Source organism: Micromonospora sp. CNZ280, from assembly GCF_011759515.1.
Genome location: NZ_JAAOYP010000005.1, coordinates 382,315 through 397,500 on the forward strand (window position 1 = coordinate 382,315; position 15,186 = coordinate 397,500).

A 15,186-nucleotide genomic window follows, 5' to 3' on the forward strand; every position below is an offset into this window, starting at 1 on the left:
CCGCCGGGGCAGCGCGGGTGATCCGCCGCGCTGGTTCACGCGTCGGTCCACTCGCTGAGGTTGACCAGTCTTCCGCCGTCGGCGAGGCTGCGCGAGGCGGCCTCCAGGATGGCGATCACCCGCAGTCCGGCTCGCCCGTCCGTCAGGGCCGGCGTGCCGCTGCGGATCGAGCGGGCGTACTCCTCGACCATGGTGCGCAGCGCCTCCCGTTCGGTCAGCGCCGGCGCGACCATGTCGCCGGAGCGGTACGACACCAGCATGTCCCGGCGCTGCTCGTCGCCCAGCTCCTCCGCCGAGGCCACGTCCACGCCCCGGTCGAAGATGGACAGTCGCTGGCTGGGGTTGAGGTCGTCCCAGACCAGGGTGCGCTTCGAGCCGCCGATGATGGTCGTCCGGATTTTCACCGGAGAGAGCCAGTTGACGTGGATGTGGGCGATCGCCCCGGTGTTCAGGTGCAGCGTCAGGTACGCCACGCAGGCGCGGCCCGCCCCGATCCGGTCCGCGCCGTGCGCGGACACCGCCACCGGCGCCACGCCGGCCGGCAGGATGAAGTCGAGGATCGACAGGTCGTGCGGGGCGAGGTCCCACATCACGTCGATGTCGCGCTGCACCAGCCCGAGGTTGATCCGCACCGAGTCGAGGTACTGCAGTTCGCCCAGGTCGCCGGAGTGCAGCAGGTCGCGGATACGCAGCACCGCCGGCGTGTAGCAGTAGGTGTGGTCGCACATCAGCGACAGCCCACGCCGCTCCGCCTCCGCCACCAGCGCCCGACCCTGCGCGAAACTCGCCGCCAGCGGCTTCTCCACGAGCACGTGCTTGCCGGCGCGCAGCGCGGCCGTCGCCACCTCCAGGTGGGTGCCGGCCGGGGTGGCGATGGCCACCGCCCGCACCGAGTCGTCGGCGAGCACCGCGGCGAGGTCGTCGGTGGCCCCGACTGTCGAGTAGCCGCCGAGCACCCGCTCCGCGCGGCCCACGTCGAGGTCGCAGAGCCAGCGCAGCCGGAACTCGGTGGACGCCTGGAAGTTGCGGACGAGGTTCGGACCCCAGTAGCCGGCGCCGACGACGGCCACGCCGATCGGATCGTCGGCGGCAGCGTGCGATGAATTCACGGAGCATCCGTTTCGCTAGGCAGGACAGAGCGCGTTCGCGGCGGGGATTCGTGGGTGACGTCCGTCCGGCAAGCTAGCCACACCGTCGCCGGGTACGCCATAGCGCTGCCGGAAATCCGGCGGTGCCGCCGGGGTCATCAGGTCCGTTCGGGTCGTCCGGCGTCCTCGGACGGTTCGTTCCGGATCGTGCGTCGGCTTGCTGACATCGGCTTTGTCGCCGAACGTCTACCGTTCCCAGCCCGCATAGGATCGCCGCGGCGGAGAGGAGGCAGACATGACGGATGCCCACCGGGCGCAGCCCGACGGGGTGCTCATCGCCGCGACGGCCGACGTGGACGAACGGGCCACCATCCGCCCCGGCACCCGCGTCTGGCACCTCGCCCAGATCCGGGAGGGCGCCTCCGTCGGCCGCGACTGCGTGATCGGCCGGGGCGCGTACGTGGGGCCCGGCGTCCGGCTCGGCGACAACGTCAAGCTGCAGAACCACGCCCTCGTGTACGAGCCGGCGGAGCTGGCCGACGGCGTGTTCGTCGGGCCGGCGGCGGTGCTCACCAACGACGAGTACCCGCGCGCGGTGACGCCGGAGGGACGGCTCAAGGGCGGCGCGGACTGGACGGCGGTCGGGGTGGTGGTCGGCGAGGGCGCCGCGATCGGCGCGCGCGCCGTCTGCGTGGCGCCGGTCGCGATCGGCCGGTGGGCACTGATCGCGGCCGGCGCCGTGGTCACCCGGGACGTCCCCGACTTCGCGCTGATGGTCGGTGTCCCGGCCCGCCGGGTGGGCTGGGTGGGGCGGGCGGGCGAACCGCTGGTCGCCAAGGGCGACGGCCGGTACGTCTGCCCGCGCACCGGGGCCGAGCACCACGAGGCGGCGGGCCGGCTCTCCGAGCTGCCCCCGGCCGGGTGAGCCCACGCCCGGCGGCCCGGGGTGCCGGCGCGACCGGCTGGCTGACCTCACCCCTGCCCCGCCGCGGATCAGCGCGACCGCGCCGGCACAGGCCCACCCTCGGCCGCCGGGCCACCGTCGGCCGCCGGGCCGCCGTCGGCCGCCGGGTCGTCGCCGGCCGGCGTGTCGGGCGCCGCGGCCCACGGCCGGCGGGCCAGCCACAGCACCAGCCCGGGCAGCACGCTCACCGCGGCGCAGGCGAGCAGCTCCGGCGCGCCGAGCGGCGCGGTGCCGAGCAGGTCGCGCAGCGGCGGCAGCAGCACCCCGGCCACCTGGAGCAGCGCCGACACCGCCACCGCGACCGGCAGGGCGCGGTTGCCGCGCCGGGCGCCGCGCGGTCGCGGCGCGCGGACCGCCAGCGCCACCCCGAGCTGGGCCAGGCCGAGGACCACGAAGACCACCGACTGCCATGGCCGGTCCCAGTGCCGGGCGAGCACCCCGGCGCCGAGCACGACGGCCGCGATCAGCGCCCCGGTGACCAGCACGTCCCGGCCGAGCCCGGCGCCGAGCACCGACTCCTGTGGGGAGCGCGGGGACCGCCGCAGCGTGCCGGGCTCGGCCGGCTCCGCGCCGAGCGCCACCCCCGGCACCCCGTGGGTCAGCAGGTTCACCCAGAGGATCTGCGCCGGCAGCAGCGGTACGGCCAGCCCGAACAGCGGGCCCAGCAGCATCACCGCGATCTCGGCGACCCCGCCGGAGAGGGCGTAGCGCAGGAACCGGCGGATGTTGTCGTAGATCCGCCGGCCCTCGCCGATCGCGGTGGCCACGGTGGACAGGTCGTCGTCGACCAGCACCAGATCGGCGGCCTGCCGGGCCACCTCGGTGCCGCCGCCCATGGCCACCCCGATGTCGGCGCGGCGCAGCGCCGGGGCGTCGTTGACGCCGTCACCGGTCATCGCCACCACGTGCCCCCGGGACTGCAACCCGGCGATGATGTCGAGCTTCTGCTCCGGCTGCGTGCGGGCGTACACCCGGGTCTCCGGATGCGCCCGGGCCGGGTCCTCGTCGTCGCCCCGGACCAGCGGGTCGCCCGCGCGCCACAGCCCGAGCTGCCCGCCGATCGCCGCGGCGGTCGCCGGGTGGTCCCCGGTGACCAGCACCAGCCGGACGCCGGCGGTGTCGAAGCTGCCGGCGATGTCCGCCGCGCCGGCCCGCAGCGGGTCACCGACGGCAACCAGCCCCACCGGCCGCAGCCCGGTCGGCCGGGCCGGGTCGGCCGGTGGCGCGCCCAGCAGGGCGGACGCGACCGCCAGCACCCGCAGCCCCTCGGCGGCCAACCGGTGCGCCGTGGCGGTCAGTTCGGCGATCTCCCCGGCGGTGGCGTCCAGCAGGGACGCGGTCAGCACGTTCTCCGGCGCGCCCTTGCACACCACCAGGTACCGGCCGTCGCAGGAGCGGTGCACCGTGGTCATCCGGCGCAGCTCCTGGTCGAACGGATGCTCGGCGACGCGCGGCCAGGCCGACCGGGTGGCCGACGGATCGAGGCCGCAGCGGGCGGCGAAGGCGACCAGCGCCGCCTCCAGCGGGTCGCCGACGGCGGTCCACTCCGGCCGCTCGTCGGTCGGCGGCGCCAGCGTCGCGTCGTTGCAGAGCAGCCCGGCCCGGGCCAGCCGGCGCAGCTCCTCCGGCACGGCCACCGGCTCGCCCCGGCGGTGCACGGCGCCCTGCGGGGCGTAGCCGCGGCCGGTGACCGCGTACCGGGAGCCGTCGGTGGTGACCGCGTGCTGCACCGCCATCCGCCCCTCGGTGAGCGTCCCGGTCTTGTCGGAGGCGATCACCGTGACCGAGCCGAGCGTCTCCACGGCGTGCAGCCGGCGCGGGATGGCCCGGGCACCGGCCATCCGGCGGGCGCCCAGGGCGAGGGCGAGGGTGACCACCGCCGGCAGCGACTCGGGCACCGCCGCCACCACCAGGCTGACCGCGGTCACCGCCATGTCGACCACCGGGCGTCCACCCACCACGCCGATCACGAAGACCAGACCGGAGAGCAGCACGGCGGCGAGACCGAGGACGCGGCCCAGCGAGGCCAACCGGCGCTGCAACGGCGTCGCGGCCGGTCGGGTGGCCGCCACCAGGGCGCTGATCCGGCCCAGCGCGCTGGCCGGGCCGGTGCGCACCACGACGCCGGTGGCCCGGCCGGTGGTGACCACCGTGCCGGCGCTGGCCTCCTCGCCGGCGTCCCGGCCGACCGGCACCGACTCGCCGGTCAGCGCCGACTCGTCCAGGTGCAGCCGGCTGGCATCGGTCAACCGCAGGTCGGCGGGGACCACGTCGCCCGCCTCCACCCGTACCACGTCGCCGCGGACCAGCTCGGCGGCGGGCAGCACGACGTCCCGGCCGTCGCGCAGCACCCGGGCGGTGGGCGCGGCGAGCTGGTCGAGCGCGGCGATGGCCTGGTCGGCGCGTACCTCCTGGACCACCCCGATCGCGGTGTTGACCAGGACGACCAGCACGATCACCGCGGTGTCCGGGTAGTCCCGCAGCACGGTGGTGACCACCGCGGCGGCCAGCAGCAGCGCCACCAGCGGATCGGTGAGCTGGTGCAGGATCCGGCTGGCGAGGTGCCGGCGGGGCGGCGGTGCCGCCGCGTTCGGCCCGTCCGCGCGCAGCCGCTCGGCGGCCTCCGCCGAGCTGAGCCCGCCGGCCGGCCCGACCGGGGTGCCCACCACCGCCACGTCCACGTCCACCCCGGTCGTCACATCACCCTCCGCCGCTCCGGGCGCGCCCCGCCGGCACACCGCCCCGCCTCCACCTTCGCGCCGTCCGCGCGGCGCCGGCAGGGGCGTTGCGCCCGCGCGCGGCGGGACCAACGGCCCTGCCGCCGCCGGCCCCGGATGCGGTCGAATGGAGCGACCGGCCGGTCTGGCGCACCCAACCAGAGAGGCGTACGCGATGACCACCCTCGACGTGCTCCGCGCGCACCCCTTCCTCGCCGGGCTTCCCGAGCCGTGGCTGCCCCGGCTGGCCGGGTACGCCCGCCCGATGGTCTGGCACCCCGGGCACCGGCTGTTCCGCGCCGGCCAGCCGGCCGAGCGGTGCTGGCTGGTCCGCGACGGGCAGGTGGCGCTCGACTTCGCGGTGCCCGGCCGGGGCGACGTGGAGATCGAGGTGATTGGGCCGGGTGGGGTGCTCGGCTGGTCCTGGCTCTTCCCGCCGTACCGCTGGCAGTTCGGCGCGGTGGCGGTGCGGCGCAGCACCGCTGTGGAGTTCAACGCCGCCGGGCTGCGCCGGCTGATGGAGTCCGACGACGCGCTCGGCCGGCAGCTCACCACGCGGTTGATGAGCGTGGTGGTGGACCGCCTGCACGCCGCCCGGGGCCGGCTGATCGAGCTGTACGGCTACCCGACGCCGGAGCCGACCGCCGGCTGACCCGCGCCGCCCGGGCCCATCGCGCCGCGCGGCCTGAGATCAGCTGGAAGCGGGTGGTCGTCCCTGCTCGTCGCCCGGGACGTCGACCCGGTGGCGGACGACCAGTTCGTCGACCTCCAGCCGACCGATGCGCAGTTCGCGGATGACCGCCCGGCGGATCGCGAGCCGTCCGATGGCCAGCACCGCCACGGCGCCGGCCCCGGTGGCCAGCGCGCCGATCGCCAGCGCCCCGACGGACGCCGCACCGCCGGCCCGGGCACCGACGGCCGCCGCCCCGGTCGCCGCCGCGCCGACCGCGTTCGCGCCGTACGCCCGCGCGCCACGCACACCGCTCCGGCCTCCGCCGCGCACCAGTCTTCTCATCCGGTCATTGTCGGCGCACCACGGCGCGCCGGCACGGTGGTTCCGCGTCGCCCGCCAATCGGTGCGGTCGCCGCTCCGTCCATCCGGTGGGCCGCACGTCGGCAACCGCTCCCGCTGCCCCGTCGCCTGCCGCCGTCCGTGCCACATCAGCGTCACGGCACCCGGATCGGGCCGGACAACCGGCCCTGCCGCCCGTGGTGCTCAGCGCGGAGCGCGGCGGTCCGCTACCGCGTACGAGGTGGCCGCGGTGAGCGCCGAGACGGCCAGTACGGCGGGCCAGGCACCGATGCGCCGGGCCAGCGGGTGCGACAGGCCGAACGCCCCGACGTAGGTCACGACCAGCGCGGTGGTGACGGCGGGGCTCGTCCGCCGGGCCCACTCGCGTCCCGCCAGGACACCGCCCGCCGCGAGGACCACGCCGCCGAGGGAACGGTTACCGGTCCGGCGGGCGAGCTGCCATCCGCCGATGAGGGAGCCCGCGGTGGTTGCGGCGGTGGGCAGGCGCATGCCACCGACGGTACCCCGCTGGAAGACCACCGGCGGGCCGATGCCGCCGGCAGGGACGGGCCGTCCCGGGCCGGAGCGCCACCGGGGGTGAGTGGCGCGTCCGGTCCGGGACGGCGGGGCCCCAGCCGGTCGCCGGGGCCGGTGCGGGTCGGGGCCGGCGAACCGCCGACCCCGACCGGGTCAGCGCTGGACGACCAGCCGGTGCGCCCGCAGCAGCCGGGCCCACCAGGGGCGCGCCGGCCGGGCGGCCCGCGGGCCGGGGGCGGGCAGGCCCTTCAGGCTCACCCAGCCGCCCGGGCCCATGGTCACCGCGCCGATCGCCGGCGGGCGCCGCCGGCCGACCGCGATCACCCCGGCGGCGAGCAGGCCGGCGGCGAGCACGCCGGTGGTGGCGGTGAGCAACCGGTCCGGGTCCAGCACCGGCCGGTAGCGCACCCGCCCGCCGGACAGGACGAACGCGCCGACCGGGCGGCCCTGGTGGGTCACCGGCACCAGCTCGGCGCCGGGCGTGCCGGGCAGTTCCAGCACCGGGCCGACCGGCCCGCGTACCGCCGGCTGCCCGGCCTGGTCGGCCGGCCGGACCGGCGGGACCGGCGGCGCGGGTCCGGTGGGGTTGAAGATCGCGGTCATCGCGGGTACCTCCTAGCGGGAGTCGGATCCGGGACCGGTCAGCCGCACCGCGGCCCGGCCGGCGGCCAGCCGGGCGACCGGCACCCGGTACGGCGAGCAGGAGACGTAGTCCAGGCCGGCGTCGGCGAAGAAGGCCACCGAGTCGGGGTCGCCGCCGTGCTCCCCGCAGACACCCACGGTCAGCTCCGGGCGGGCGGCCCGGCCCTCGGCCACGGCCAGCCGGATCAGCCGGCCCACCCCGGTCGCGTCGATCGTCTCGAACGGCGAGACGGCGAAGATGCCCCGCTCCAGGTAGCCGCTGAAGAACGAGCCCTCCACGTCGTCGCGGGAGAACGCCCAGGTGGACTGGGTCAGGTCGTTGGTGCCGAAGGAGAAGAAGTGGGCCTCGGCGGCGATGTCGCCGGCGGTCAGCGCCGCCCGCGGCGTCTCCACCATGGTGCCCACCGGGATCGGCGGCGCCCCCGGAACGGTGGCCAGCACCGCCTCCACCTCGGCCCGCACCGCGGCCAGCTCCCGCACGTCGGCGACCAGCGGCACCATGATCTCCGGCCGCGGGTCACCGCCGGCGGCGACCCGCCGCGCCGCCGCCTCGGCGATCGCCCGCACCTGCATGGCGAAGAGGCCCGGCACCACCAGCCCCAGCCGTACACCGCGCAGCCCGAGCATCGGGTTGGCCTCGTGCATCCGGCGCACCGCGGCCAGCAGGACGGCGTCGCGTCCCGGGTCCTCGCCGAGCGCCTCCGCCCGGGCCACCCGGGCGGTCAGGTCGTCCAGCGGAGGCAGGAACTCGTGCAGCGGCGGGTCGATCAGCCGGATGGTCACCGGCAACCCGTCCATCGCGGCGAGGATCCCCACGAAGTCGGCCCGTTGCAGGGGCAGCAGCGCGGCCAGCGCCTCGGCCAGCCGTTCCGGGTCGTCGGCCAGGATCAGCCGCTCCACCAGCTCCCGGCGGTCGCCGAGGAACATGTGCTCGGTGCGGCACAGCCCGATCCCGGACGCCCCGAACCGGCGGGCCCGCTCGGCGTCGGCCGGGGTGTCCGCGTTGGCCCGGACCCCGAGCCGGCGGACGGCGTCGGCGTGCGAGAGCAGCCGGTGCACCGCGGCGACCAGCCGGTCGGCCTCCGGTGCCAGCTCGCCGGCGAGGTAGCGGGCCACGGGGGAGGGCTGCACCGGCACCTCGCCCGGGTAGACCCGGCCGGTGGTGCCGTCGATCGAGATCAGCTCCCCGACGCGGACCACCCGGTCGCCGACGGTGAACTCGCCGCGTTCCGGGTCGATCCGCAGCGCCTCGGCGCCGCAGACGCAGGTGCGGCCCATGCCCCGGGCCACCACGGCGGCGTGCGAGGTCTTGCCGCCCCGCGAGGTCAGCACGCCCCGCGCGGCGATCATGCCGGGCAGGTCGTCCGGATTGGTCTCCCGGCGCACCAGGATGACCGGTTCGGTGGCCGCGGCCGCGGCAGCCGAGTCGAACACCACCCGGCCGACGGCCGCGCCGGGCGAGGCGCCCACCCCGGTGGCGAGCGGCTCGGGCGCGGCGGCGAGGTCGAAGCCGGGGAACATCAGCTGCGCCAGCTGCGCGGCGGTCACCCGGTGCAGCGCCTCGTCCAGGCTGATCAGGCCCTCGTCGACCAGCTGGGCGGCGATCACGAACGCCGCCGCCGGGGTGCGCTTGCCGACCCGGGTCTGCAACATCCACAGCTTGCCGCGTTCGATGGTGAACTCGACGTCGCACAGGTCCCGGTAGTGCCGCTCCAGCGTCGTCATGATCTCGGTCAGCTGACGGAAGCTGGTCGGGTCGATCCGCTCCAGCTCGGGCAGGCCGACCGTGTTGCGGATGCCGGCCACCACGTCCTCACCCTGGGCGTCGGGCAGGTAGTCGCCGTACACGCCGGGGGCGCCGGTGGCCGGGTCGCGGGTGAACGCGACCCCGGTGCCGGAGTCCGGGCCGAGGTTGCCGAAGACCATCGCCATCACATTGACAGCGGTGCCGAGGTCGTCCGGGATGTGCTCCCGGCGCCGGTAGAGCACCGCCCGCTCGGCGTTCCAGGACTCGAACACCGCGCGGATCGCCAGGTAGAGCTGCTCGTGCGGGGCCTGCGGGAAGTCGTGCCCGACCTGCGCGGCGAACACCTTCTTGTACGTCCCGACCAGCCCGCGCAGCTGCTCCGCGTCCGGCCCGGCCGGCCCGGTCGTGGCGCGCAGGGCGGCCAGCTCTTGCTCGAACTCGTCGGCCGGTACGCCGTACACGGTCCGGCCGAACATCTGGATCAGCCGCCGGTAGGAGTCCCAGGCGAAACGCTCGTCGCCGCTCTGCGCGGCCAGCCCGGCCACCGTGGCGTCGTTCAGCCCGATGTCCAGGATCGTCTCCATCATTCCGGGCATCGAGTACCGCCCACCCGAGCGGACGGCCAGCAGCAGCGGGTCGTGCGGATCGCCGAAGCGCCGGCCGAGCCGGATCTCGATCTCCCGCAGGTGGCCGTTCACCTCGTCGAACAGGCCGGCCGGCGGCTGCCCGTCGGCCAGGTACGCCCGGCACGCCTCGGTGCTGACGGTGAACCCGGGCGGCACCGGCAGCCCGAGCCGGGTCATCTCCGCCAGGTTGGCGCCCTTGCCGCCGAGCAGGTCGGCCCGGCTCCGGTCGCCCTCGATGAAGTCGTAGACGTAAGTCGACATGCCGGCCTCCACTCCGCCGCGGGAACGTCGTCCCATTCGTTGGTAGCAATGCCGGCGACGGCCGGGACAGGGCCGAACGGGGTACCGGACGGGCCGGAGGTCCCGGATGTCACAACCCCGCCCTATCCTCGGGCGGGTGACCGCCGACCTGCAGCTGCGCCCCGTGCACGACGACGACCTGCCGGAGTTCTACCGGCACCAGCTGGATCCGGAGGCGATCCGGATGGCCGCCTTCACCGCCGACGACCCGGCCGACCCGGAGGGCTTCGCCGCCCACTGGAAGCGGGTGCGCACCGACCCGGCGATCGTCGCCCGCACGGTGACCGTCGACGGCCAGGTGGTCGGGCACGTGCTCGCGTTCCCGGTGGGCGAGCGCACCGAGGTCAGCTACTGGATCGACCGCCGGCACTGGGGCCGCGGCTACGCCTCCGGCGCGCTCGGCGCGCTGCTCCGCGAGCTGCCCCAGCGTCCGGTGCACGCCCGCGCCGCCAAGGACAACGCCGCCTCGCTCGCCGTGCTGCGCAAGTGCGGCTTCGTCATCCGCGGCGAGGACCGCGGCTACGCCGCCGGCCGCGGCCACGACGTCGAGGAGTACGTGCTGGAGCTCACCGGCTGAACCGCCCGCCTCCACCGGCCCGGCCCCACCCCTGATCTGGTCGCCGCCCGCTCCCCGGCGGTGGGGTCCATCTGCGCAGGAACTACCCTCGCCGGGTGAACTGGCTGGATCTGATCGGCTGGGCCGGCTCCGCGCTGCTGGTCTGGTCGCTGTTGCAGGCGCGCATCCTGCGACTGCGCGCCCTCAACCTGGTCGGCTGCCTGGTACTGATCGGCTACAACGCCGCCCTGGCGGTCTGGCCGATGGTCGGGCTGAACGTGGTGCTGGCCGTGATCAACATCTGGTACCTGCGGAAGATGCTGGCCACCCGGCACGACGAGGCGACCTACCAGGTGGTCGAGGTCGGCGTCGACGACCAGTTCCTCGCCCACACCCTGCGGGTGCACGGCGCCGACATCGCCCGGTTCAACCCCGGCTTCCGCTGGCCGCCCGGCACCGCTGCCGAACGCTCGGCGTTCCTGGTGGTCCGCGCCGACGAGGTGGTCGGGGTGGTGCTCTCGCACGCCGAGCCCGGCGGCGTGGCCCAGATCGACCTCGACTACGTGACCCAGCGGTTCCGCGACTTCACCCCGGGGGAGTTCGTCTACCGGCGCAGCCGCCTCTTCACCGACCGGGGCTTCCGCCGGGTGGTCAGTCCGCCCGGCATGGTCGCCCCCTACTACCACCGGCTCGGCTTCCGCCCGGAGGGCGACGCGTACGTGCTGGACCTGCCGGCCCCGCCGGTCGGCGGCCGGGCGTAGCGCGGCTCCCCCCGGGTGGCGGAAGCAGGATTCACCACCCGGTCCGCGGGGCACAGATGCGCGTACGCCGGCGGGGCCTCCGCCCGGCGGCGCCGGTCGGCGTGGTCCGTGCGAGGGAGATCCGGGCGTGCAGAGCTACGGGAGCCAACTGGCCCTGGTCGGTGTGCTGATCGTCCTGAACGCCCTCTTCGCCGGCAGCGAGATGGCGCTGGTCTCGCTGCGGGACAGCCAGGTCCAGCGGCTGGAACGCACCAGCCGGGCCGGCCGGGTGCTGGCCCGCCTCGCCACCGACCCGAACCGATTCCTGGCCACCATCCAGATCGGCATCACGCTCGCCGGATTCCTGGCCTCGGCCGCCGCCGCGGTATCCCTGGCCCGGCCGCTGGTGCCGCTGCTGGGCGCGCTCGGCGGCGCCGCCGAGCCGGTCGCCATCGTGGCGGTCACCCTGGTGCTGACCTTCGCCACCCTGGTCTTCGGCGAACTGGCGCCGAAGCGGATCGCCATGCAGGTACCGGAGCGCTGGGCGCTGCTCGTCGCCCGTCCACTGAACCTGCTCGCCACCCTCACCCGGCCGGCGGTCTGGGCGCTCGGCGCCACCAGCGACCTGGTCGTCCGCCTGGTCGGGCTCGACCCGCAGCCGAAACGCGACGAGATCAGCCCCGACGAGCTGCGCGACATCGTCGCCGGCAACCACGGCTTCACCAAGGAGCAGCAGACCATCATCGCCGGCGCGGTGGAGATCGCCGACCGGCAGCTGCGGGCGGTGCTGGTGCCCCGGTTGCAGGTCTTCACGCTGGACAGCGGGACCACCGCCGAGGCCGCCCGGCTGGTGCTGGCCGCGTCCGGGCACTCCCGCGCGCCGGTGGTACGCCACGGCGGCCTCGACGACGCGGTCGGCGTGATCCACCTGCGCGACCTGGTCGGCGTGCCGGACGACCGGCCGATCGACGACTGGGTCCGGCCGCCGATGCTGCTGCCGGACTCGCTGCCGGTGGTCGACGCGCTGCGCCAGTTCAAGGCGGAACGCCAGCACATCGCCCTGGTGGTCGACGAGCGCGGCGCCGTCGACGGGATCGTCACCCTGGAGGACATCCTCGAGGAGATCGTCGGCGAGATCTACGACGAGACCGACCGGGACCTGGGCGCGGTGCGCATCGAGCCGGACGGCGCACTGCTGCTGCCCGGCACCTTCCCGGTGCACGACCTGCCGGACCTCGGCGTCGAACTGCCGGGTCGGCCGGAGGGCGACTACACCACCGTCGCCGGTCTGGTGCTCGCCTGCCTCGGCCACATTCCCACGGTGGCGGGGGAGAGCGTCACCGTCGACGGCTGGGACCTGGTGGTCACCCGGATCGCGCACCGCGCGATCGCCGAGGTGCGGCTGCGCCGGTCCGAGCCGACCGGCGACGACCCGGATCCGGACGCCGAGCCCGTGCTGGACCGGGCGGGCGACTGACCCGCTGCCCGCACCCCCGCACCCGCGCGCGGTCCGGGGGCAGCGCCGCGGAGTCGCCCGTCGCCGGCCCGGCATCCCGCGCCGTGCGGCCCCGCGTCCAGCCGGCCGCCGCCGGCCAACCCCGCGTCCCGGCTCGGGGGAGGGTCAGGCAGGGGTGAGGTTCTGCAGCCGGACCTGGCCGCGGGCCACCAGCCGGGCGTCCGCGTCGGTGATCTCCACCTGCCAGAGCTGCTGGCTGCGACCCCGGTGCACCGGGGTGCCGACCGCTGTCAGCTCGCCGTCGCGGACCGCGCGCAGGAAGTCGGTCTGGTTGGACACGCCGACGACCTGACCGCGGTCGCCCAACCAGAGGGCGCCGCCCACGCTGGCCGCCGTCTCCACCACCGCGCAGTACACCCCGCCGTGCTGGATGCCGTACGGCTGGTGCAGCTCCGGGCGGACCTGCCAGCGGATGACGACCCGGTCGCCGCTCACCTCGTCGAACTTCAGGCCGAGCAGGGCGACGAAGCCGCCCGCCATCTCCGTCGTCTCCACGCAGCCCTCCTCGATCATGGAAGCGTCAGCGTATCCGGCGCCTGCTCGGCAAACCCGGTACGGGTCGCCGCCCCGGATGGGGGAGAATCGGTGACCGTGACCGACACCAGCCTCCCGCCACCGGGGCGGGACTCCCTGACCGAAGACCTGCTGTGGCGTGGCCTGATCCAGGACTCCACCGGCATCGACGAGCTGCGCGCACTGCTCGACGGCCCCCGGGTCGCCTTCTATGTGGGCTTCGACCCGACCGCGCCCAGCCTGCACGTCGGCCACCTCGTGCAGGTCGCCACGGCCCGCCGGCTCCAGCTCGCCGGGCACCGCCCGCTGCTGCTGGTGGGCGGGGCGACCGGGCAGATCGGCGATCCGAAGGAGAGCGCGGAGCGCACGCTCAACCCACCGGAGGTGGTCGCCGGCTGGGTGGCCCGGATCCGCGACCAGCTCGCCCCGTTCGTCTCGTACACCGGGGAGAACGCCGCGCAACTGGTCAACAACCTGGACTGGACCGGCGAGATGTCGGTGGTCGAGTTCCTCCGCGACGTCGGCAAGCACTTCCCGGTGAACAAGATGCTCGCCCGGGAGGTGGTCCGGGCGCGGCTGGAGAGCGGCATCAGCTTCACCGAGTTCAGCTACCAGCTGCTGCAGGCGAACGACTTCTTCGAGCTGCACCGCAGGCACGGCTGCCAACTCCAGTTCGGCGGCTCCGACCAGTGGGGCAACATCACCGCCGGGGTGGACTACGTCCGCCGCCGGGGCGCCGGGCCGGTGCAGGCGTTCACCACCCCGCTGGTCACCAGGTCGGACGGGACGAAGTTCGGCAAGACCGAGGGCGGCGCGGTCTGGCTCGACCCGGAGATGACCAGCCCCTACGCCTTCTACCAGTTCTGGGTCAACGTCGACGACCGGGACGTGAACCGCTACCTGCGCTTCTTCAGCTTCCGCTCCCGCGAGGAGCTGGAGGCGCTGGAGAAGGAGACCGCGGAGCGACCGGCGGCGCGGCTGGCCCAGCGGGCGCTCGCCGAGGAGCTGACCGCGCTGGTGCACGGGGAGCGGGAGATGGCCCAGGCGGTCGCCGCCAGCCAGGCTCTTTTCGGCCGGGGCTCACTGACCGACCTCGCCCCGGCGACGCTGCGGGCCGCGCTGACCGAGGCGGGCCTGGTCCACGTCGGCGGCGAACTGCCCGACGTGGCCGGCCTGCTGCGCGAGTCCGGGCTGGTGCCGAGCCACAAGGAGGCGCGGCGGGTGATCGCGGAGGGCGGCGCCTACGTGAACAACAACCGGGTGACCGACGTCGACGCGCGGGTCTCCCCGGCGGATCTGCTGCACGGCCGATACCTCGTGCTGCGCCGCGGTAAGCGTTCCTTCGCCGGCGTCGAGGTGGAGAGATAGCCGTACGTCGACGATGTGACGCGGGACGCGCCCGGCGGATTTGACGATCAATCCGCCGGGCGCGTAACTTTCTCTCTGCCAGCGCGGAACGGACGAAAAGGGCGAAAGTCCTAGAGGCCGGAGCGCGGGAACAACCTCAGGATCCGGCAGGTTGACCTCGTCGGAGCCTGGTCCGGGTGGTGCCCCGGATTCGCCCCAGGGCGGATTTGGTGAGGCGGAACCGACCGGGTATGGTTGACGACCGGCAGGGCACCGGGCGAGTTCGCGGGAAACCGCAGCGGCCGGCCTGCTGAATCCACGAACGGAAACGGCGCTAGCCGGACTTTTCGTGGTGCCCGGAAAATCGGGTGGAAGCATGGCAAACCGCGAAACACCGGTTTGACACGGCAGAAACCACCGGGTAACGTAGTAAAAGTGCCCGGCGCGAGAGCGGCGGTCATGGTGGACGAAATGCCCCGGGTGGGGGCTCCACGGTGTGGGGTTTCTGGCTGGTGTGTGGTTGTTCTTTGAGAACTCAACAGGGTGCTTGATAAGCCAGTGCCAATTTGATTTATTGCCCCGTGCTGGCTGACTCTTCTTCGGGGGGGGTTGGTTGGTGGGGATTCCTTTGGCAACACTTTTTGTTGCTGGGATGATTGTTCAACAAGGTTTTTGTTGGAGAGTTTGATCCTGGCTCAGGACGAACGCTGGCGGCGTGCTTAACACATGCAAGTCGAGCGGAAAGGCCCTTCGGGGTACTCGAGCGGCGAACGGGTGAGTAACACGTGAGCAACCTGCCCTAGGCTTTGGGATAACCCCGGGAAACCGGGGCTAATACCGAATAGGACCACTGGTCGCATGTCCGGTGGTGGAAAGTTTTT

At 74.6% G+C, this 15,186-nt stretch carries 13 protein-coding genes and 1 rRNA gene (1 of these 14 only partly in view); 7 read left to right on the top strand and 7 right to left on the bottom strand.

The features are described from left to right. Nucleotides 1-35: 35 nt before the first annotated feature. The gene (locus FHX32_RS32445) at nt 36-1,109 is read right to left on the bottom strand and encodes a Gfo/Idh/MocA family protein (protein ID WP_167191710.1); all 1,074 of its coding nucleotides are present in this window, start codon (nt 1,107-1,109) and stop codon (nt 36-38) included. A gap of 274 nt (nt 1,110-1,383) precedes the next feature. On the opposite strand from FHX32_RS32445, the gene FHX32_RS32450 reads away from it, so the two are divergent. Next, nucleotides 1,384-2,013 (top strand): acyltransferase, encoded by a 630-nt coding sequence (locus FHX32_RS32450; RefSeq protein ID WP_167191712.1) that lies wholly within the window; start codon nt 1,384-1,386, stop codon nt 2,011-2,013. Between the two features lie 68 nt (nt 2,014-2,081). Here FHX32_RS32450 and FHX32_RS32455 read toward each other — a convergent pair whose 3' ends face one another. Next, nucleotides 2,082-4,751, bottom strand: coding sequence for a cation-translocating P-type ATPase (locus tag FHX32_RS32455; RefSeq protein ID WP_486481446.1), 2,670 nt, complete (start codon nt 4,749-4,751; stop codon nt 2,082-2,084). A gap of 193 nt (nt 4,752-4,944) precedes the next feature. Here FHX32_RS32455 and FHX32_RS32460 point away from each other — a divergent pair, with 193 nt between their 5' ends. Next, on the top strand, nt 4,945-5,421 hold the full coding sequence (locus FHX32_RS32460; RefSeq protein WP_167191717.1) for a cyclic nucleotide-binding domain-containing protein: 477 nt from the start codon (nt 4,945-4,947) through the stop codon (nt 5,419-5,421). Nucleotides 5,422-5,460: 39 nt separating this feature from the next. On the opposite strand, the gene FHX32_RS32465 is transcribed toward FHX32_RS32460, so the two are convergent. From FHX32_RS32465 to ppdK, 4 genes are all read right to left on the bottom strand, one after another. After that, on the bottom strand, nt 5,461-5,784 hold the full coding sequence (locus FHX32_RS32465; protein ID WP_486481447.1) for a hypothetical protein: 324 nt from the start codon (nt 5,782-5,784) through the stop codon (nt 5,461-5,463). A gap of 201 nt (nt 5,785-5,985) precedes the next feature. After that, nucleotides 5,986-6,291 (bottom strand): hypothetical protein, encoded by a 306-nt coding sequence (locus FHX32_RS32470; protein WP_167191718.1) that lies wholly within the window; start codon nt 6,289-6,291, stop codon nt 5,986-5,988. A 180-nt stretch (nt 6,292-6,471) separates the two neighbouring features. After that, the gene (locus FHX32_RS32475; protein WP_167191720.1) at nt 6,472-6,921 is read right to left on the bottom strand and encodes a hypothetical protein; all 450 of its coding nucleotides are present in this window, start codon (nt 6,919-6,921) and stop codon (nt 6,472-6,474) included. Between the two features lie 12 nt (nt 6,922-6,933). Beyond that, nucleotides 6,934-9,594 carry a pyruvate, phosphate dikinase gene (gene ppdK / locus FHX32_RS32480; protein WP_167191722.1) on the bottom strand — a complete coding sequence of 887 codons (2,661 nt, stop codon included), beginning with the start codon at nt 9,592-9,594 and terminating at the stop codon, nt 6,934-6,936. A gap of 136 nt (nt 9,595-9,730) precedes the next feature. Here ppdK and FHX32_RS32485 point away from each other — a divergent pair, with 136 nt between their 5' ends. From FHX32_RS32485 to FHX32_RS32495, 3 genes are all read left to right on the top strand, one after another. Continuing rightward, complete coding sequence (locus tag FHX32_RS32485; protein WP_167191724.1) at nt 9,731-10,210, top strand: GNAT family N-acetyltransferase; 480 nt, start codon at nt 9,731-9,733, stop codon at nt 10,208-10,210. Between the two features lie 95 nt (nt 10,211-10,305). Beyond that, a complete protein-coding gene (locus FHX32_RS32490) occupies nt 10,306-10,950 on the top strand; it encodes a YgjV family protein (protein WP_167191726.1) in 645 nt (214 codons plus the stop codon). 127 nt (nt 10,951-11,077) lie between these two features. After that, complete coding sequence (locus FHX32_RS32495; RefSeq protein ID WP_167191728.1) at nt 11,078-12,406, top strand: hemolysin family protein; 1,329 nt, start codon at nt 11,078-11,080, stop codon at nt 12,404-12,406. Nucleotides 12,407-12,550: 144 nt separating this feature from the next. On the opposite strand, the gene FHX32_RS32500 is transcribed toward FHX32_RS32495, so the two are convergent. After that, nucleotides 12,551-12,958, bottom strand: a complete 408-nt coding sequence (locus FHX32_RS32500; RefSeq protein WP_167191730.1) for a PaaI family thioesterase — start codon at nt 12,956-12,958, stop codon at nt 12,551-12,553. Nucleotides 12,959-13,036: 78 nt separating this feature from the next. Here FHX32_RS32500 and tyrS point away from each other — a divergent pair, with 78 nt between their 5' ends. Beyond that, on the top strand, nt 13,037-14,326 hold the full coding sequence (gene tyrS / locus FHX32_RS32505) for a tyrosine--tRNA ligase (protein ID WP_167192229.1): 1,290 nt from the start codon (nt 13,037-13,039) through the stop codon (nt 14,324-14,326). Nucleotides 14,327-14,977: 651 nt separating this feature from the next. Next, nucleotides 14,978-15,186: ribosomal RNA gene (locus FHX32_RS32510) — 16S ribosomal RNA — on the top strand; it runs 1,308 nt beyond the window's last position.